We start from the raw sequence: 20,235 nt of genomic DNA on the forward strand, positions 1-20,235 counted from the left end.
TGAAAACAAGTGATTAATTCATGTTTTAGATAAGGGTAGAATATTAAGGTATTATAAAATGCAAATTCTCAAAAGTGAAATAAAATAAGTATTCAAAAGAAATGAAACAATATAAAACGCTTTCAATTATTAATTTAAAACAGTTATTGGCTTTATTTGTTGTTATAATGTTTAATTCAGTTGTCTGTTCTCAAACAGTAGTTCATTCTTTTAACGAGCTATTACCTTATCTAGATGATGATAATGTACAAGTGAAGTTAAAGCCTGGTAATTATACTATTACGGCAAAAGATATTCAAGATGGCAATTTTACGAGTGCTACGGTTGTTAAAAACCGGGCTAACGTACTTTTTTTGTTTTCGGGAAATAATAGTGTTTACGACTTTACAGATGTTATCATAAGTGTTGAAACTGCAGTGTTAAGTGCTTTTGAAAGTAAAAATACAGAGTTATACGAAATACAAATTATCGGAAATAAAAATGTATTAAAAAACCTTACTATTGCCGATGTTGGCTCTGTAAATGATGCACCAACTAGGCGTGCAACAAATATCGTGATGGATGGAGCAAGTAACAGGATAGAAGGATTTCATATTACAACAAAAGGATCTTACCCTTACGGATATGGTGAAGCTTTTGGCAAGGGAGGAAAAAGCGTAATTAACCATAGAAAGCATTCTTCTTTTTTAGTGAGAGGTTATAAAAATCATGCTAAAAATTGTACTATTATTCATCGTTCTTACGGGCATGCAATGTTTATGCAGGCAGCAGATTGGCCAATTATAGAAGGTTGTTATATAGAAGGAACAATGCGTTCTACCGATGATATGTGGACAGAAAAAGGAACAGGATCAGATGCCGATAAAGTAAATTTTAAAACTGTTTTTGGTTACGCTTTACCGAAAGGATACATGATGTGTTTGGGAGAGGAAGGTATTAGAGCTTATAACGGAGGCGAAACCATTATTGATGGTAAGGAATATAGAAGAGGCACATCAAACCCAACCATTATTAATTGTACTATTAAAAACATGAGGGCAGGCGTTACACTAACTCATGCAACGGGTAAAAAATACGTTTCTGGTACTACAGCAATTGGTTGCCAGAGAGGTTTTTGTATTGGTACTGGCGATATTGTAGATTGTTATGCCGATACACAACATGGTCCCGCATTGGGTGTAGATTATCCAAGTGATCAAGGTATGAATGCCGAAATTACGTTGCTACCTTATCAAGGAGATAGTTATAATGGAGGTGGGCATGCTGCTATTGTTACAGGTAGTAATCATAAAATTATTTTTCATAATGCTTTGCCAAATGCAGACCAAAACCTAAAAATAAATATTGGTGGAGATAATAAAACTGTAGGACTTCTTAATAAAGATGAAAATTATTCTGCTTCAAATATTATACTTCATAACTTTACGAATTATCCGGTAGTTTTAGACGATAATAGTAAAAATTGTACAGGAGTATCAGTAGGTGAAATTACGGATGAAGGTGAAAATAATCATATTTTAAAAATTGTTGAGCTTAATTAATCATATAATAAATTATTCAAAATGAAATCTTACGTAAATACCGTGCTATTTGTTTTTGTAATATGCCATGCAAGTACTGTTTTTTCACAAATTAAATTTAAATCATTAAGGGATTTTATGCAACCTGCAGGAGACTGGCTTCAAGCAAGTCAAGTTAAAGTCGACTCTATCAATAATAAAATTTTTAGTTATGAACCAGGAATAGACTGCTTTGTAAATGGGGCAAAAGGAAGAACCAAATATTTAGTAACAAAAGAGTCTTTTGGAGATATTGAGTTACATATCGAATTTATGCTTCCACAAGGTTCTAACTCTGGTATTTATTTTCAAAGTAGATATGAAATTCAGCTTTTCGATAGTTGGAACGCAACTCACCTTACCTTTTACGATTGTGGAGGAATACAACAACGATGGGATAGCAGTAAAGGTGATAATGGAAAAGGTTTTGAAGGATACGCTCCAAGATTAAATGCTTGTAAAGCACCAGGGAAATGGCAGGAGTTAGACGTTATTTTTAAGGCGGCCAAATTTAATTCCGCAGGAGAAAAAATAACGAATGCTAAATTTGAGAAAGTCATTTTAAATGGTATGGTAATACATGAAAATGTAGAACTATCTGGGCCTACTAAAGGCGCTTTGTCAGAAATAGAAGTGGCCAGAGCACCTTTTAGATTACAAGGCGGTCATGGACCAGTAGCTTTTAGAAATATTAAAGTAAGAGATTTAAGTAATATAAGATTATCTAAACCTAATATGTGGGTAGACCTCTTTGAAAACAACGAAGAAACAGGACCTAATTACGATTTTATTGTTAATGGAGATGCCACGAATCAAGAAGCAAATACCATGTTTGAGTATAATGGTAAAGAACTTAGAGCCATGTATAAATGGCAAGAAACCGTTGCGCCTTATGGTATTGCAATTACCAAAAAAACGTATGGTTCATACGATTTAAAATTTGAGTTTAAGTGGGGGAAACGAAAGTTTGAACCTCGTTTAGATAAAATTCGCGATGCTGGTTTACTTTACCATTGTCCTGTTGGTAGCTATGCATGGCCTTCTAGTTTAGAATACCAAATTCAGGAAGGTGATTGTGGCGATTTGTGGACCATTCTAGGTACTTCTTGCAATGTGCTAAAAGAAGGAGAAATTATTAATGTTAAGAAAGCCGATTATAGTAGATCCAAAAAGTGGACAAATCAAGAAAAATCTGGCTGGAATAAAGTACTACTCGAAGTCCGTGGCGACACCGCAAAATATTATTTAAATGGTGTTTTAATAAACCAAATTGTAAATGCAACCTATGGAGGTTTATCGCTTAATTCTGGTTTTATAGCACTGCAAGCCGAGTATTCCGAGGTAATTTACAGAAAAATAAAAATTAAAGAACTTTAGTTCAAAATTAATTAAAGTATAATAAGAAATCAATACTTAAAAAACATGTATAAAATGTCAACACATAAAAACGCACAGGTATTACTTATAATATGTTTTATTTTAAGTTTAAAAGTTAATGCGCAAATAGCGGTGAACTCTTTAAGCGAGTTAGTCCCATATTTAAGTCAAGATAATGTTCAAGTAAAAATGGCGCCAGGTGTATATTCCATAACAGCAGCCGATGTAAAAAACGGCCTGTATTCAAAATCGTCATTCGTGGGTAAAGAATGTAAAGTTCTTTTGCTTTTTGAGGGTAATAATAGCACATACGATTTTTCCGGAGTCACCATTAAGGTAGAAACAAAGGTTTTTCAATCTTATGGAAACATTAGAATTAACGAAATTCAAATTATTGGGAATAATAATATTCTTAAAAACCTTACATTAATAGACGACGGTTCTGTGTACGATGGACCAACAAAAGGCGCACTAAATATATGTATGGATGGGAAAGAGAATCTTGTTGAAGGTTTCTACGTAGCCGCTAAAGGCTCTTTTCCTTATGGGTATGGCGATGCATTTGGCAAGGGCGGAAAAAATGTAATTAGACATCAAAAACATAGTTCTTGCTTGCTAAGAGGCGAATCCAATCATTTAAAAAACTCAACTTTTATTCATAGAAGTTACGGACATTGTTTGTTCATGCAAGCGGCTAGCAACCCAGTGATAGAAGGCTGTTATGTAGAAGGCGAAATGCGAAGTACAGATAATATGTTATTAGAAAAAGGTACAGGTTCTCCAGCCGATAAGGTCGATTTCATGACCGTTTGGGGTTACCAACTTCCAAAAGGCTATATGTTAAGCACTGGTGAAGCGGGTATACGTGCTTATAATGCCGGAGAAACTATTATTGATGGTAAATTATACAAGCGCGGCACATCTAACCCAACCATATTAAATAATACTATTAAAAACATGAGAACAGGCGTAACTTTAGCGCACGCTAGGGGTAAAAAATATGTAGAAAACTGCACCGTTATTGGATGTGAAAATGGGTTTTCATTAGGTTCTGGAGATGTTATTAATTGTAGAGCAGACTGTAGTTATGGTCCCGTATATTCATCGACTTACGAAAACGATAAAAGCTTCAATGCCGATATTACAATAATTCCTGCGAGTAATATTTACATGAATGGTTCTGGAAGCGTGGCCTACATAGGAGGTCGCGAACACAATATCATATTACGAGGTAGTGATGAAGGCGCTAAAAACGGCCTTAAAATTCAAGTAGGTGGCGAAAAAAACAATATTCGTTTATTACACGGCAATTTTCCGAATCAAAATGATTTTAAAGGATCCAACTTTCAATTAAATAACCTCACTAATTATCCAATATTCTTATCTAAAAAGAGTTCGGACGTGCAAATTAAATCCGTAGGAACTGTAAAAGATTTAGGTACTAACAATAGCCATTAAAAGCAAAAGCCCAATTTAAAATCAATTAAAACACCATGTATAAATTAGTGCTATTGTATTAAAATGGGCGTTACCCGAAAAGGGTCGGGCTTTCACTACTCAATCTTTTTGTTTTTTTAAGGAAAACAAAAAGGATTTCAAACAGGCCGTTCAATCCCTAACGCAAATGTTTGCTTGCTTAATTTTTAATCTAAAGTTTGTTTTAGTTGGCGCTTGTTCTTAAAACTAATTACCTTTTTGTAAGCAATAAGGTAAATAGTAGCCGCTCCAAAAGAAATAAGTGTGCCGTAGTAAATACCAAATAATGGATATACAATGGAAATGACTAATGAATAAATTATTAAAGAAAACATACCCACCGGAACATTTTTTATTACCGTATGTACATGTTCTTTAGAGTATGTAAAGTGAATAATTAGCATTAATGGAAATAAGGTCGTTGGAAAGGCCGAAAAAAGACCCGCCCAAGTTGGTCCAACAAATTTTGGAACACTCGTAATTAGTAAAATTATTAGCGCAGCAAAAAAGGCTCGTACAAACAGAATTTTATAATTAAGTTTTGCTTTTTTCTGGATATTAATATTCTCAATATTTTTAAAAAGATGTATAAATAGAAACGAAAAAGCAATAGGTATAAATATGGCAATATATTTATTAATTTCAACAAGGTGTAATAGCGACACGACTATAAAATATCCAAATAAAGCTGTTAAAGAAGATAAGAGAATATTGAATTTGGAAAAGTATTTTGAGGCTATATAATAAATATAAACAAAAGATAACGCAGCCGTTAAACCAATCATATTATAAACAGCGCTTTTTGCAGCAAATTCAGGGCTTACTTCAAGCCCGAAGAAAAATAATGTTATAGCAGACCCTGTTGGGTATCCAGATAAAACCCCAGCTACTTTTGGACTTACATTTTCAGCAAGTAGAGATAAACCGATAACAAATGCTATGGCAACAAGTAGTTTAATTACAAATAGTAATTCTATCATTTTTATTATTTAAATCGTTTATTTTCTAGCATTCAAAAGTAACAACTAATCTATTTAATTTTATAAAAAATGCTAAAGATTGTAATAATTAAATTTTCGTTCTTTTCAAATAGATTATAGCCAAGGTGATTTAATATAAAATGAGCTTTGTATCTTGTGTTTTTTTAGATAAATAGGTGCAATAATTATGATTGAAAAACTTTTAAAATATAAGTATATTTGGGTTGCAACATTAGTTTTGCTCGTGGTTTTGGCAGCAATAAAAGCTCCAAACATAGAAGTAGATACCGATATTTCTCAGTTTTTTCATGAGGACGATGCTGATTATACCTTTTATCAGGATATGAAATCGGAATTTTCTAGCCAAGATAATTTAATTCTGTTGGGTGTAAAACATCAGAATTCTGTTTTTGATGTAGATTTTCTTAATAAAATTACGGCGCTTACCGATAGCTTAAAACAAATACCTAACATAAAAAAAGTAAACAGTTTACTAACGCTGTCTTACCCAATAAAAAGCATGTTTGGTATTATTGGCGTACCCTATTTAAAGATTGAAGATAGCGGACAATTAGCTTACAACGAAAAGAAAATTTTGACCGATGAGTTGCCTAAAAGTTTTATAAATAGAAAAGGGAATGCCTTGTTTTTATGGATAGAAACCGAACGGAATTTAGAGACAAAACCCTTAGATAAATTAATTGCAAATATTAATGGGCTTAGGGATGGCTATGGAGAGCTAACTACCTTTTTGTGGGGACGAGAAGTTATTGATGTGTCTTTTAAAAACATATTAATAGAAGAAATACTTACGTTTAGTTTCTGGATTTCTATTTTTTTATGTTTGAGTTTAATTTTTATTTTTAAAAAGCCAGTAGCTATTTTATTCCCAATACTCTTGGTTATTATAGTTATTATTCTGTTTTTAGGTAGTATGGTGTATTTGGGCAGACCAATAAGTACCATGTCGAATTTGTTTCCTACTATAATTTTAATTGTTGCAGTTTCTGATGTTATTCATCTGTGCATAAAATATGACATTGAAGTAAAAAAAGGATTATCATCTAAAAAAGCAACCAAAAATGCTTTAAGTGAAATTGGGTTTACAACATTAATAACATCTTTCACAACCGCTGTTGGTTTTTTAGTTTTGTATTTGTCGCCTATGCAAGCCATGCGTAATTTTGGAGTAGAATCGGCTATTTTGGTAATTTTAACCTTCGTATTAACCTTAATATTTTTACCTATATTTTTTAGCGGTTTAAAAAAGGGAAACTTATTTACTATTAGTAAACCGTTTACATTGTTATCAAACAAGGTTTTTAAAAAGTTAGATGGTATTTATAAATATTCTAATACCGTAATAGTGGCGTTTACTGTATTACTGGCTATAAGTTGCTACGGTATCACTTTAATAAGCACAAACAACAGTCACTATTCTTTCCCCGAAAAAACGGATTTGTATAGTAGTTATAAATTCTTCGAAAATAATTTTGGTGGTTCTAGAACATTCGAGCTTGTTCTGTCATCTAAAAATAATAAGAAATTAAATGAACCTGAACTTTTAGAAACCGTTTATGCCATCGATAATTACTTAGCGCAACATCCAAATTTAAACGATGTAAAATCGCCCGTAAATTATTATCAAATTATGAGTCAGGCCTATTATCCAAACACTTATAAAGAAAGGCCTTTACCGTTAGATACCAAAACTATTAAAAAATATGAAAAGCAGTTAGTGTCTATTTTAAAGGAAGATTATTTAGCCAATAAAGAACGAACAATCTTCAAATTTAATGCTCAAATGCAAGATTTGGGAAAGCATGATATAGATGCCATCAATAAAGATATATTAGAGAATGTAACGGGTTTAATTGCTGCTAAGCCTATAGAAGCAAGACTCTCTGGTATAGATATGCTTATTGATATATCACAGGAAAAGAGTATAGAAAACACATTTTTTGGACTTTTAATAGCCATAATAATTGTGTCTATTACTTTAGGAATAGTTTATAAAAACATGACTTTAGGTATCTTGGCCGTTTTTCTCAATTTAATTCCTCTCATTATTACGGCCGGAATTATGGGCTTTTTTAAAGTAGATTTAAGAGCCGAAATTGCACTTATTTTTACTGTTGGTTTTGTAATTGCTGTCGATGATACTATACACCTTTTAAGTAAGTTTCAATGGGAACGTAAAAAAGGAGGCACAGTAGAATATGCAATTAAAACAGCTGTTTTAGAATGCGGAAAAGCTATTTTGGCCACGAGTATTATTCTTGTTGGTGGTTTTTTTATTTTAATGAGTTCGGGCTCTTTAGAAATTTTTATACTTGGTTTATTGGTAGGGCTTATTGTTATTATAACCTTATTTGTCGATTTAATTTTAGCTCCAATTATTATTTTAAAATGGTTTAAAAAACGTCTTTAAAACTAAATTATGAGGTTGTAATATTTTCGATATTATGCTGTTTAAGTTTTATAGGTTGAAGAAAAATAAGTGTTATTAACACTAAGAATAGAGCGCAACATTATTTTATTCTAGTAAACTAAAATTATAAATAGTAGAAACTGTATTTTTACAAAAAAGAATACAATTCCAATTTTTCATGAATTCTAGAGCAAATCAATTAAAAGCATTCGATAGATTATTAACTATTATGGACGAACTTCGTGAGCAGTGCCCGTGGGATAAAAAGCAAACCATGGAAACGCTTCGGCACTTAACCATAGAAGAAACTTATGAGCTGGGCGATGCTATTTTAGATAAAGATTTAGAGGAAGTAAAAAAAGAATTGGGCGATGTGCTTTTGCATATTGTGTTTTATGCTAAAATTGGTAGTGAAACCAAAGATTTTGATATCGCCGATGTTTGTAATTCTATTTGCGAAAAACTGATACATAGACACCCGCATATTTATAGCGATGTTAAAGTTGAAAATGAAGAAGACGTTAAGCGAAATTGGGAGAATTTAAAACTAAAAGAAGGGAAATCTAGTGTCTTGGAAGGTGTCCCAAAAAGTTTGCCAGCTCTTGTTAAAGCTGGTCGTATTCAAGAAAAAGTTGCTGGTGTTGGTTTCGATTGGGAAGAACCTGCTCAGGTTTGGGAGAAAGTAGAAGAGGAACTTAATGAGTTTAAAGTAGAAGTTGAAGCAAACGACCAAGATGCTATGGAAAGCGAATTTGGAGATGTGTTATTCTCTTTAGTGAACTATGCGCGTTTTAAAAAGATAAACCCAGAAAATGCTCTAGAACGCACCAATAAAAAATTCACTAAGCGCTTTCAATATCTAGAAGAAAAAGCAAAGGGCCTAAATAAACCTTTAAGCGACATGACACTTGCCGAAATGGATGTGTTTTGGGAAGAGGCCAAAAATCTATAAATTTAATATGCAAGGCTTTTTTCGAATTGTCATAACCTTAACATGCTTAATTTGTTATTAGGGTTCGTTTTTTCTAAATTTGCACCATGGTAAAAGGCATACATGAAAAGAGAAATATCAGAATCTTTAACTTCAACTTTCTAGTTTTTAGAAATCAGTCGGATAAATTCATTCCTCCTGCATTCTAGTATCCAGCCAATCTCCTTACTCAATTTTTAAACGTTAATTCTTTACTTATTAGTTTATAAGTGAATAGTTTTTTGCGTTTATCTCATTTTTTCTGTTTTACCTAAATTCAGGTATAACCACAAATAATATTCATTTAATGACTATTACAACTTTTGATGCCTTTTCGAGGCTATCAATTAATGATATATCACGTATTTCCAAGTTTTTGCATGAGCATTCTGGTGAGTTCACAGACACCAAAAGCGCCATTCAAAAATCGGTTATGTATGCCGCAAAAGAAGTTCCAGGACTTGGTGGTTATGTTTTTATTATGGAAAACAAACAAGGAATTTTAGGAGCCATAGTTGTTAATAGAACAGGTATGAACGAGTATTTAGCAGAAAACATATTGGTATATATGGCTGTTAAAACCGAATGTAGAGGTAATGGGATTGCCCAGAAGTTAATAGAACATACCATAAAGTATTGTGATGGTGATATCGCAATACATGTTAATAAAGATAATCCAGTTATAGAATTATTCGAAAAACAAGGGTTTAAAGAAAGAAATATAGAAATGCGATTAGTTCGATAATCCATTCAAAAAAAACAAATAAAATGAAAATTATACAAGTAAAAAGAAAAACATCTTACGAGAAAATACATAGCGTGAAAATGGGGGAACTTACAAGCAAAGTAACACATATTAAAAAGTACTTGTTTGGTTTACCTATAAAAACGCTTCATAAATATCGCGAAACATATTATGGTGAAGTTAAAGATTACAAAGATTGTATTCTTTTTGTTTAACCGAATTTTTAATAATTAATTTAAATATATATTAAATGAAAGTACTGGTAATTGGAGCAGGAAACATGGGGCTTACTTATGCGCAAGGCATGTCTAAATCTAGACTGTTAAAAAAGAGAAATATTATGGTTTTGGATAAATCTGAAGAGAAATTGGAAGAACTAAATCAAATATCACATTTTGATGCATTTAAAGAGCTTGAAGACTGCGTGCCAAAAGCAGATATCATTTTTATTGCAGTAAAACCATACCATGCAGAAGGTGTTTTTAAAGCCATCAGTAAATTAGTAAACACGCAACAAATTATTGTCTCTATTATGGCAGGCGTAACAATAGCTTCTATAAAAGAACTAACAGGGTTAGACAAAGTAGTACGAGCTATGCCAAATTTACCAGCGCAAATTGGTAAAGGTTTAACATCTTACGTAACATCACCAGAAATTTCAAGAATAGAAATGCTAACGGTAGAAAGTTTATTAGATACCACAGGTAAATCAATGCGAGTTTCTAACGAAAACTTTATAGATGCCTCTACGGGTATTTCGGGAAGTGGACCAGCTTATGTATTCTATTTTATGCAAAGTATGATGGAAGCGGCCTTACAAATGGGCTTTTCTAAAAACGACTCTACAGTATTGGTTAGTCAAACTTTTACAGGTGCTGTAGAACTTTTTAATCAATCTAATTTATCTCCAAATTCGTGGATGGATAGAGTGGCTTCTAAAGGAGGAACTACACGTGCCGCGCTAGACTCTATGGAAGACAATAATGTTAATGAATTAATTAAAGAAGCCGCTTTTGCTGCATTTAGTCGTGCAGTAGAAATGGGAAAAGAACACTAAAATGTGTAAACAAAGAATAGTAATTAAGGTTGGTACTAATGTAATGACCAACAAAGATAATAGAATTGTAAGACCAGTTTTAAGACGATTGGTAAAACAAATAGCAGAGCTTTACGAGCGTGATATCATGACGATATTAGTCTCCTCTGGTTCTGCCATTGCAGGAAAAGAAGTTTTAGGAAAATCTAAAATTAAAGATAAAACAGTTAGACGCCAAGTATATTCGTCTATTGGGCAACCAAGAATGATGCGTCTTTATTATGATATTTTTCATGATTACGGAATGAAGTGTGCCCAAGTACTACCTACAAAGCGAGATTTTAGCCCAGGAATGCATAGGCAAAACATGATTAACTGTTGTGAAGGTTTACTTTCAGAAGGCGTTATTCCTATTGCCAATGAAGATGATGCCGTATCGGTAACCATGTCTATGTTTTCTGATAATGACGAGCTGGCGAGTTTAATTGCTCAGCTAATTAACGCAGATAAACTAATTATTTTAACTGATATAGATGGCCTTTATACAGGGCATCCGGAAGCGGATAGTAGCGATTTAATAAAAAATGTAGATCCGGGAGACGATCTTAATAAATATATTCAGGACAATAATAAAGGTGAAGGAGAAGGCCGTGGTGGTATGGGATCTAAATTAGATTATGCGCAACAAACCGCAGCCAACAATATTCCAACTTTTATTGCTAATGGAAAAAGTGATAACACCATTATCGATATTATAGATGGAAAAGCTGTAGGAACTAAGGTGTCACTATAAAAAAAAGAGAAAATGGAATTATTATCAGAAGAAATAAAAAATAGTGTTTTAAAAAGTATGGAGGTTCTTTTAAAGGAACATCAGGATAGTTTATTAAATGCAAACAAAAAAGATATAGCGGCTTTTAATCAAGAAGATCAAGCCATGTACGATCGCTTAATTTTGAATAACGATAAGGTCGATGGTATGATTACCGCAATACAGGTGGTTCGAGAACAGGAAGATCCTGTTAATAAAATAATTAGCCGAAAACAGTTTGATAACGGTTTGGATGTTGTGAATAAAACAGCACCATTTGGAACTATTATGATTATTTATGAATCTAGACCAGATGTAACTGTAGAGGCCACAGTACTTGCTTTTAAAGCCAATAATAAAATATTACTTAAAGGAGGTAAAGAAGCCGTACACAGTAACACAGCTATTGTAAAACTGTGGCATATGGCATTAGAAGAACATAATGTGAGTACCGATTATATTCAAATGTTAACCATGGATAGAACGGAAACTCAGGCCTTTTTAAGAAACCCTACCGAACAACTCGATTTAATAGTGCCAAGAGGTGGTGAGCAACTTATTAAGTTTGTAAAAGAGCATGCCAAGTGCGCTGTTTTAGTAAGTGGGCGTGGTAATAATTTTTTATACATTGATGAAGCTGCCGATTGGAAACAAACCATAGAGGTGATTTTAAATGCTAAAACTCAAAAAATATCGGCATGTAATGCTTTAGATAAAATTTTAGTGAGTAAAAAACTTCCTGATTATGCAGGTAGGATTTTAAATTTAAATGAAATTTTAAAAGACAGTGGTGTAGAGGTTTTAGTTGATGAAGAGACAAAATCGATTTTAAGTGATGAAAAATTTATAACAGATGATTCGATTTGGTATCAAGAATTTCTAGAAATGAAATGCTGTATTGGCACCGTAAATTCGGTTTTTGATGCTATTGAAAAAATAAACGAATACTCTGGTGGACATTCTGCTACAGTCATGACTACTAATAGCGATATTGCTAAGAAATTCATGGAACAAGTAGATTGCGCTGTGGTATATCAAAACGCATCAACACGCTTTACTGATGGCGGACAAATTGGTGTAGGAGCAGAGCTTGCTATTAGTACCGATAAATTGCATCATCGCGGACCATTAGGTTTAAAAGAACTCGTTACCAATAAATATTATGTTTTTGGAGACGGCCATGTTCGTGTTTAATATTTTAGTGTTTTAGAAAACACGACATGAAACTAAAAACGCAGCTTCGAATTTTTCTAAGCTGCGTTTTTTCTATTGTAATAAACAAGTGTTATAAATTAATAACGCTCTTTTATTTTTCTTAGTTTTTCTTTTAAAAGAACAAGAGAATCTTTGTGGCCTTTAATGTTTTTATGTACATCTTTAACCAACGGATTATCTTCATCCACATTTGTGAAAAACTGTAAGTTATTTTCTAACTGATTAATTTGCGCTTTTACTTCATCCATTTTCTTACGGATAAATAAGCGCTCATTATCTAAGTTTCTTGTATCACCATCAGAAGATGTTAAGCTATCAAGTTTGTTCTCGTACTTAATCATTTCAATTTCGGTTTTATCCATTTTTAAACTGGATAATAAATCGTCAATGGTTTTTTGGAATTTATCTTCAATAAAGCGCTTGTCGTTTGGTACGCGACCTAAATCTTTCCATGTATTGATGTGACCTTTAATCACTTCAACATCCTTGTCTTTATCATCTGTTGGAGTTACAGCTTTAAGCGTTTCAAGTAATTCAGATTTTTTATTAAAAGCATCTACATGTTCTTGACTTACTGCGTTTCTTTTTGCGTGAATTTTATCGAAATAATGGTTGCAGGCTGCCTTAAATTGTTTCCAGATTTTGTCGCTATCTTTTCTTGGAACATGACCGATTTTTTTCCAATCGTTTTGAATTTTTTTCATCAAAGGCGTCGTTACCGCGGTATCTTCGCTTTCTTTGTTGTCTTCAGCTATTTTTATTAACTCTAATTTTTTCTGTAGATTAGAATATTGCTCCTTCTTTAAATTTTTGTAATAAGCATTTTTATTTCTGTTAAAAGTTCTAACAGCGTCTTTAAATTTAGCCCAAGTATCTTCGTTTACTTTTAAAGGTACTTTTCCTGCATTAAAAAATTGATTTCTTAAATCTTCAATAATTTTAATACGTTTTTGCCATTCACTGTGTGAACCTGCCGGTTGTGCAGCAACAAATTCAATATTAGAAATTATTTCTAATTTGGTCTCTAAGTTTTTATCATAAATCTTATCAATTTCTTTATAATAAACTTGTCGCTTATCGTTAATTATTTTTGTAGCGGCTTTAAAACGGTCCCAAATTTCTTCACGATGTTCTTTACCAACTGGGCCGAGCTCTTCTTTCCACATTTTGTGTAATTCTTGAAGTTCTCTAAACGATCGCATTACATTATCATCTTGCGCTAGCTCTTCAGCACGCTCAATAATTAATAATTTCTTCTCTAAATTATGTTTAAAATCTAAATCTCGTAAGTCTCTGTTAAGGTGTAAAAAATCGTAGAACAACTCCACATGGTGGTGGTAGCTATTCCATGCATTATTGTATTTATCTCTTGGAATTGGTCCTGTTGTTCTCCAACGTTCTTGTAATTCCTTAAAGTGTTTGTAAGTCGTATTTATATTCTCCTCAACGTTTATTAAACCTTTAAGTTCTTCAATTATTTCAAGCTTATCGGTTAAATTTTGCTTTAAGTTTTTTTCTAAACTTTTATAATGGTTGTTTAGCTTATTACGGTATTCTTTGTATGCTGCTTTATATCTTTTTTCAATTGGCGAAGAGTAATAGAAATCAATTTCATTTCCTCCTTCATGTAAGAAATCTTCTTTTTTCTCTTCAACTAGAGCTTGATGCTTTGTTTTAAACTCGGCATTAATACCGTCTACATGAGATTTTATAGCTTGTACTTTTTGTCCCTGAACAAGTTTTTCTAATTCAATTGCTAAGGCTTCAAGCGACATGCTATCGTATTCCTTAACTTCAATAGTGTGCCTATCTTTGTTTCCTTCATCTTCAGCATCTTCAGCATTAGATTCTTCAATTTCATTTAGAACTTCATCATTTTCATTGTCTCCTTTCACTGGGGCAGATGTAGTATCTTCTGTGATAGGTGTTTCAGAAGTTTGTGAATCCTCAGGAGTTACAGCCTCTGGAGTTGTTGTTTCTGGAGTAATAGATTCACTGTTTACAGGTTTAGCATGATCTGCGTTTTCTGCATTAGGGTTATTTAAGTCAGACATTGTAAAATGTTTAGGTTCGTAGTTTTTACTATAGACTTTAAAGATACTAACAAGTCTATTATTAACAAAGGCTTAGGTATGGATATTTTTTATAAATCCCAAATGTCCCAAGATTTTTCTGCTTGTAATTTAAGCATATTTAATCCGTTAATAGTTGTCGCTCCTTTGTCCTTACCTTGTTTCAGGAATTTAGTTTGATCTGGATTGTATATTAAATCGAATAGAATATGTTTATCCGTTATACCGTTGTATGGAATATTCGCGCAAACTTCAACATTAGGAAACGTACCTAAAGGTGTACAGTTTACAATCACTTCATGCTCTGCGACTATAGTTTCCGTTAAATCTTCATAAGTAAAAGTTACGCCTTTCGAGTGTTTTCTAGATACATATTTATAATCGATTCCTAATTCTTTTAAGCTGAAAGCCACCGCTTTACTTGCTCCACCTGTTCCTAGAATTAAGGCTTTGTTATGATGCGATTTTACGAAAGGTTTTAGCGTGTTTTTAAAACCATAACAGTCTGTGTTATAACCAACAAGTTTACCTTTTTTTGTAATCTTTATGGTATTAACCGCTCCAATAGCTTTCGCTTTTTTATTTATTTTATCAAGAAAAGGCATAACAGCTTCTTTGTAAGGAATGGTTACGTTTAAACCTCTAATGTTTTCTGTGTTTTTTATAATTGAAGGAAATAAATCTATGTTTTCTAAATCGAAATTTTCGTAGCTCGTATCTGTTATTTTTTCATTTTCAAATTTGTTTTTGAAATAATTTCTAGAAAATGAATATGATATATCTTTGCCTAATAGTCCTAGTTTTTTCACTTGATAATTTTTTTATTATTCTTTTATATGTCTTGTTTTTTGTCCGTACCATTCTAAGCCTAAAACAAAAGCTATGCCTAGTAAAATAAAACCAATCGCTAAATAAGTATTGGTGTTTAATTCGGGTAAAAAGCGTTGATAATTATGTACAACCTTGGAACCTGCAGAATCGAAAAGAAAACCACCATTTTCATCTATTTTATAAATTGTTTTTTTCCATGGCCAAACAACACCTAAAGAACCTATAATAAAACCTAAGATGGATGATGTGGTAATGCTTTTGTAATGTTTTAAAATATAACTTAATAAATGCGAAAAGGTTACTAAACCCGCAACAGAACCTAAAGTAAACACCGCAAGTACTTGTAGCATTCTTAAACGCTCTGGGTTTGTAGTAAAACCAAAATCTCCTCTTATTATTTCTGAAAAAGTATCGTAAAGGGCATTTACAGAATCAACTAAAAGTAGTACATAATTGCCTAGTAAAATTAGAATGAAGGAGCCTGAAAACCCTGGTAAGGTCATTCCTGACACACTAATAATTCCGCAGAAAAAAACAAACCACAAATTGTCGTTTTCTTTAGCGGGGTTTAAAAAACTAATACCAACACCTAGTAAAACACCAATGGCTAATGATAAATACGTTTGGTAATTGCGGTCTTTAAAATCTTTATTAATATAATAAATTGAACCAATTATCATTCCGAAGAATACACTCCAAACAAAGAGCTCATATTCTTTTATAAGATAATCTAGGATTTTAGAAATACTAAAATAGCTAACAATCATCCCAAAGAAAAGCAAATTTAAAAAACGCCCATTTATGTAATTGTAAAAACTTTTAAAGCGCCCATTAATTAGGAGTTTAAAAGCTTTACCGTTTACCTTTTTTAGGGAGTAAATAAATTCTTCATAAAAACCAGCAACAAAAGCGACAACACCACCAGAAATTCCGGGTACCTTATTGGCAGCACCCATCCCTAATCCCTTTAGGATTAGAAAAATTTTATCGGTAAGTGTTCTGGTGCTTTCCATTATTACTTTTTATTACCCACTTTTTCAAGAATAAAAATAGTTAAAAATCCTAGAATCATTAAGGTTACTGCAAAAACTAATTGGTTATTACCATCGAATGAAAAAGGTGAAACACTTTCTTGCAAAACAGCAGATTTAATGCCTTCGGAATTAGTGTGCCATGTTAGTGTTTTTTTCCAAGGCCAAACCTTGTTTAAAGATCCAAAAATAAAACCTGTAAGTACTGCTAAGGTTATATTGTGATAATGTTTGAATAGCCATTTTAATAAATGACTAAAACTTAGAAGGCCCACAAGTGCTCCTGTAGCAAAAATTAATATTTTTTTGATGTCAAAATCGTGAAAAGCATCACTTAAAGCTTTGTATGCACCTAAAATTATTAAGATGAAGGCTCCAGAAATTCCGGGCAAAATCATGGCACAAATAGCAATAGCGCCAGCGATAAAAAGAAACCAAGGGTTTTCATTATTAGATGAAGCCGGTAGTGTTGTAATGTAGTAAGCAATAAAGGCTCCTATAATTAAACTGATAATTACCGCTAAATTCCACTTTTGAATTTGTTTTCCAACGAAAAAAATACTCGCCACAATAAGGCCGAAAAAGAAAGACCAAATAAGCACTGGGTGATTTTCTAATAAGTATTTGGCTAAGCGCATTACAGATACAAAACTAACCATAATACCGGCTAATAGTGCTATTAAAAAATTACCGTTTAGTTGTTGCCAAAACGGCTTTATACCTTTAGTGAAAAGCGATTTAATTAAATCGGCATTTATGTTGCTTATGGAATTTATTAATTCTTCGTAAATACCTGAAATAAAAGCAATAGTACCGCCAGAAACGCCTGGAACGGCATCGGCTGCTCCCATAGCAAGCCCTTTAAGCGAAATAATTAAATAGTCTTTTAATTGTCTTTGCATGTTTTGATTTTTTACGTAAAAAACCAAAGGTATGTATTTTAATGAAAATGTTTATACAGAATATAAAACTTACTTAGTATTTTGTTTTAGTAAGCTTTGCACAGCTACTTTTTTGTAAATTTCAGGAAAAAGTTCCTCAATTATAAAGCTGTATTCTTCATTTATTTTAAAGGCGTTTTTTAAGTGAAATGTACCTTTATCTGTTTCGTGAAGTGCTAAATATAATCCAGCAAGGCGGTATTCTAGCTCCGCACTATCTGAATAAAATTCAACAGCTTGTTCAAAATTATCAATAGCCGCTTCTGTTTCACCTAATTTAATAAGTAAATCGCCTCGAGTTAACCATGTATTTAATTCGTAGTTGCCTAATTCTAATGTTTTTTTGTATCCACGTTCTGCTTCTTCATAAAAACTTAAACGTTGGTTTATTTGTGCATAAAGTTTCCAATACATCACGTTCTCCGAATCAATATTGATGGCTTTATTTATAAAATAAAGAGCACGTTGATAGTTTTTACGTTTATTATAAAACTTAGTAATAGCAATCCAGCCTTTATCTAATAAAGGGTCTTCATGTACGGTTCTATCATAATATTGGAGTGCTAAATCGTCTTTTTTAAGCTTCTCGTAGCAGTTACCAATATGTAAGAGCGCGAAAGATGTAGGGTCATCTAATTTTAATGTTATTGAATAGTTTTCAATAGCATCTTCATAACGTCCTAATTTTTCTAAAACTTTACCACGTTCAATATAGGCGCCTATAAAAGTATCATCGGAAATAATTGCAAAATCAAATGCAGCTAATGCTTTTTTTAGTTTTTTTAGTGCAAAATATTGAATACCTAATTGGTGCCATGCGACTTCGCAATACGGGTTTTTATCTAAAAAGGTGTTTAAGTAAGTGATAGCCTCTTCATTTTGATTTAAATATTCGAAGCAATATATAATATTATAAAGTGATGAATAGTCTTCAATATCACTTTCTAAACATTTCATGAAATTAATTTTTGCCTCTTCAAATTTATCTAAAAACAAGTACTCCATTCCTATTAACGAGTATAGGTCAACTACATCGTCAGCTAATTTTAAAGCTTGTTTCAATACTTCTATAGCTTTTTCGTGATTGTCTTTTTTAGAAAAAATATTGGCTTTTTGAATGTAGATTTCTTCATTAAGCGGATCAAGACTATAGAGTTGATCTAATAGCATATCTGCCTCTTCAAGTTTGTCTTCAAATACAAAAACTTCAACTCTAAATAATTTTAAATTGATGGATGTAGGGTGCTGGTCTAAACCTAGTTTAATTGCTTTTTTCGCTAAAGCAATTTTTCCTAAGTTAAGATAATGGTGAATAATATTTTCAAACTCTTCCGAATCGAAAAATAAAACATGATTTGTTTTAAGCATCGATTCAAATTTAGTTAGAGGTAAGCTATTATTGTGGTCGTGACCGTACTCCATAAGCACTTTTGTATGTTTTCTACTTTATTAAAGTTAGTATTCTATTTATTGTTTACACCAAAACTGAGGTAAATGTTTTTAACAAAGTAATGAACATTTTTATTTTATTTTAAAAAATAAAACTATAAAACCTTGTCTATAAGTATTTTATGTGTTTTTTTATTTCGTCTAAAATATTAAGTATTTTAGAACAACCTTCCTCAATTTCGATGTTAGAAATAGTTAAGGGTGGAGTAATTCTAACGGCTTTTGGCTCAAAAAGTAGCCAAAATAGTATTAATCCGGCATCTTGACATTTTAAAATTAGTGCATTTGTTATATCTGCAGAAGGTGTGATTATGGCGAGCATAAGACCTATACCACGAATTTCTTTTATTAATGGATGAATTAATAGTTTTCTGAATAGCTGTTCTTTTTGAAGGGTTTGTTCTATCAAGTTACTTTCAGTAATTTCAGTTAGAGTTGCTAATGCAGAGGCAGCAATTACTGGGTGACCTCCAAAAGTAGTGATATGACCAAGTTTAGGGTTATCTTGTAAAAGATTCATTAATTCTAGAGATGCTGTAAATGCACCAATAGGCATACCGCCTCCAAGGCCTTTGCCGGTAACTAGAATATCAGGAATACAATTGTAATGTTCAAACCCAAAAAGTTTTCCTGTTCTCCCAAATCCAGGTTGAATTTCATCTAAAATTAAAAGGGCTCCAACGGCATCACATTGTTTTCTTACTTTTTCTAAATAATTATTTTTTGGTTGAATAAACCCTGCGCCTCCTTGTATGGTTTCTAAAATAACGCAAGCTGTTTTTGTGGTTATTTTATTAATGTGGTTTTCATTATTAAAATCGATAAATTTAACATCGGGTAATAAGGGTCGGTAAGCTTGTTTGCGTTCCTCATAGCCCATAATACTCATGGCCCCCATAGTGTTCCCATGGTACGCCTGGTTTGCAGCAATAATTTCGCTTCGTTCGGTAGCGCGTTTGGCTAATTTTAAAGCACCTTCAATAGCTTCGGTTCCGGAGTTTGTTAAATAGGTAGATTGTAATGATTTTGGTAAATATTTTGCTAAAAGTTTAGTGAGTTCTACGGCTGGTTTTTGGATATATTCTCCATAAACCATAACGTGTGAATATTGATCGAGTTGGTTTTTTATAGCATTAGTTACTCTTGGGTGTTGGTGCCCTAACGGACATGCCGACACTCCGGCAACAAAATCTAGGTAGGCTTTGTTACTCGTATCATAAATATAGGAGCCTTTAGCATGAGAAATTTCCATGGCTAAAGGGTGAGGAGAGGTTTGAGCTTGGTGATTAAAGAAGTCTTTTTTCATCTTAG

The 20,235-nt window shown here is 32.4% G+C and carries 17 protein-coding genes; 10 read left to right on the forward strand and 7 right to left on the reverse strand.

The window, feature by feature from the left end; all coding sequences use genetic code 11:
- Positions 1-101: 101 nt before the first annotated feature.
- Genes ACJJV4_RS15745 through ACJJV4_RS15755 form a run of 3 tightly spaced genes read left to right on the forward strand, consistent with a single transcriptional unit; the run spans position 102 to position 4,394 of the window.
- The gene (locus tag ACJJV4_RS15745; protein ID WP_405296164.1) at positions 102-1,541 is read left to right on the forward strand and encodes a hypothetical protein; all 1,440 of its coding nucleotides are present in this window, start codon (positions 102-104) and stop codon (positions 1,539-1,541) included.
- 21 nt (positions 1,542-1,562) lie between these two features.
- On the forward strand, positions 1,563-2,936 hold the full coding sequence (locus tag ACJJV4_RS15750; protein ID WP_405296166.1) for a DUF1080 domain-containing protein: 1,374 nt from the start codon (positions 1,563-1,565) through the stop codon (positions 2,934-2,936).
- Between the two features lie 54 nt (positions 2,937-2,990).
- Entirely contained in the window at positions 2,991-4,394 is a 1,404-nt protein-coding gene (locus tag ACJJV4_RS15755) for a right-handed parallel beta-helix repeat-containing protein (protein WP_405296168.1), read from the forward strand.
- 185 nt (positions 4,395-4,579) lie between these two features.
- Here ACJJV4_RS15755 and ACJJV4_RS15760 read toward each other — a convergent pair whose 3' ends face one another.
- Positions 4,580-5,392, reverse strand: a complete 813-nt coding sequence (locus tag ACJJV4_RS15760; RefSeq protein WP_405296170.1) for a hypothetical protein — start codon at positions 5,390-5,392, stop codon at positions 4,580-4,582.
- 187 nt (positions 5,393-5,579) lie between these two features.
- Between ACJJV4_RS15760 and ACJJV4_RS15765 the strand changes: the two genes are divergently transcribed.
- The 7 genes from ACJJV4_RS15765 to ACJJV4_RS15795 all read left to right on the forward strand — a co-directional run bounded on the left by ACJJV4_RS15765 (position 5,580) and on the right by ACJJV4_RS15795 (position 12,579).
- Positions 5,580-7,823: an RND family transporter gene (locus ACJJV4_RS15765; protein WP_405296172.1), complete on the forward strand. Its 2,244-nt coding sequence runs from the start codon at positions 5,580-5,582 to the stop codon at positions 7,821-7,823.
- A gap of 178 nt (positions 7,824-8,001) precedes the next feature.
- The gene (gene mazG / locus ACJJV4_RS15770; RefSeq protein WP_405296174.1) at positions 8,002-8,775 is read left to right on the forward strand and encodes a nucleoside triphosphate pyrophosphohydrolase; all 774 of its coding nucleotides are present in this window, start codon (positions 8,002-8,004) and stop codon (positions 8,773-8,775) included.
- 325 nt (positions 8,776-9,100) lie between these two features.
- A complete protein-coding gene (locus ACJJV4_RS15775; protein ID WP_405296176.1) occupies positions 9,101-9,538 on the forward strand; it encodes a GNAT family N-acetyltransferase in 438 nt (145 codons plus the stop codon).
- Positions 9,539-9,561: 23 nt separating this feature from the next.
- A complete protein-coding gene (locus tag ACJJV4_RS15780) occupies positions 9,562-9,753 on the forward strand; it encodes a hypothetical protein (RefSeq protein WP_405296178.1) in 192 nt (63 codons plus the stop codon).
- 35 nt (positions 9,754-9,788) lie between these two features.
- A complete protein-coding gene (gene proC / locus ACJJV4_RS15785) occupies positions 9,789-10,595 on the forward strand; it encodes a pyrroline-5-carboxylate reductase (protein ID WP_405296180.1) in 807 nt (268 codons plus the stop codon).
- A gap of 1 nt (position 10,596) precedes the next feature.
- The gene (proB, locus tag ACJJV4_RS15790) at positions 10,597-11,367 is read left to right on the forward strand and encodes a glutamate 5-kinase (protein ID WP_405296182.1); all 771 of its coding nucleotides are present in this window, start codon (positions 10,597-10,599) and stop codon (positions 11,365-11,367) included.
- Between the two features lie 12 nt (positions 11,368-11,379).
- Positions 11,380-12,579 carry a glutamate-5-semialdehyde dehydrogenase gene (locus tag ACJJV4_RS15795; protein ID WP_405296184.1) on the forward strand — a complete coding sequence of 400 codons (1,200 nt, stop codon included), beginning with the start codon at positions 11,380-11,382 and terminating at the stop codon, positions 12,577-12,579.
- 98 nt (positions 12,580-12,677) lie between these two features.
- On the opposite strand, the gene ACJJV4_RS15800 is transcribed toward ACJJV4_RS15795, so the two are convergent.
- The 6 genes from ACJJV4_RS15800 to ACJJV4_RS15825 form a co-directional block, all read right to left on the reverse strand.
- Positions 12,678-14,654 carry a DUF349 domain-containing protein gene (locus ACJJV4_RS15800; protein WP_405296186.1) on the reverse strand — a complete coding sequence of 659 codons (1,977 nt, stop codon included), beginning with the start codon at positions 14,652-14,654 and terminating at the stop codon, positions 12,678-12,680.
- A gap of 89 nt (positions 14,655-14,743) precedes the next feature.
- On the reverse strand, positions 14,744-15,481 hold the full coding sequence (locus tag ACJJV4_RS15805) for a shikimate dehydrogenase family protein (protein ID WP_405296188.1): 738 nt from the start codon (positions 15,479-15,481) through the stop codon (positions 14,744-14,746).
- 15 nt (positions 15,482-15,496) lie between these two features.
- Complete coding sequence (locus ACJJV4_RS15810) at positions 15,497-16,516, reverse strand: DUF368 domain-containing protein (protein WP_405296190.1); 1,020 nt, start codon at positions 16,514-16,516, stop codon at positions 15,497-15,499.
- A 2-nt stretch (positions 16,517-16,518) separates the two neighbouring features.
- Entirely contained in the window at positions 16,519-17,436 is a 918-nt protein-coding gene (locus ACJJV4_RS15815) for a DUF368 domain-containing protein (protein ID WP_405296192.1), read from the reverse strand.
- Between the two features lie 69 nt (positions 17,437-17,505).
- Complete coding sequence (locus tag ACJJV4_RS15820; protein WP_405296194.1) at positions 17,506-18,897, reverse strand: tetratricopeptide repeat protein; 1,392 nt, start codon at positions 18,895-18,897, stop codon at positions 17,506-17,508.
- A gap of 136 nt (positions 18,898-19,033) precedes the next feature.
- The gene (locus ACJJV4_RS15825) at positions 19,034-20,230 is read right to left on the reverse strand and encodes an aspartate aminotransferase family protein (protein WP_405296196.1); all 1,197 of its coding nucleotides are present in this window, start codon (positions 20,228-20,230) and stop codon (positions 19,034-19,036) included.
- Between the last annotated feature and the right edge of the window lie 5 nt (positions 20,231-20,235).

The organism is Algibacter sp. Ld11, assembly GCF_045066735.1.
Taxonomy (GTDB): domain Bacteria; phylum Bacteroidota; class Bacteroidia; order Flavobacteriales; family Flavobacteriaceae; genus Algibacter.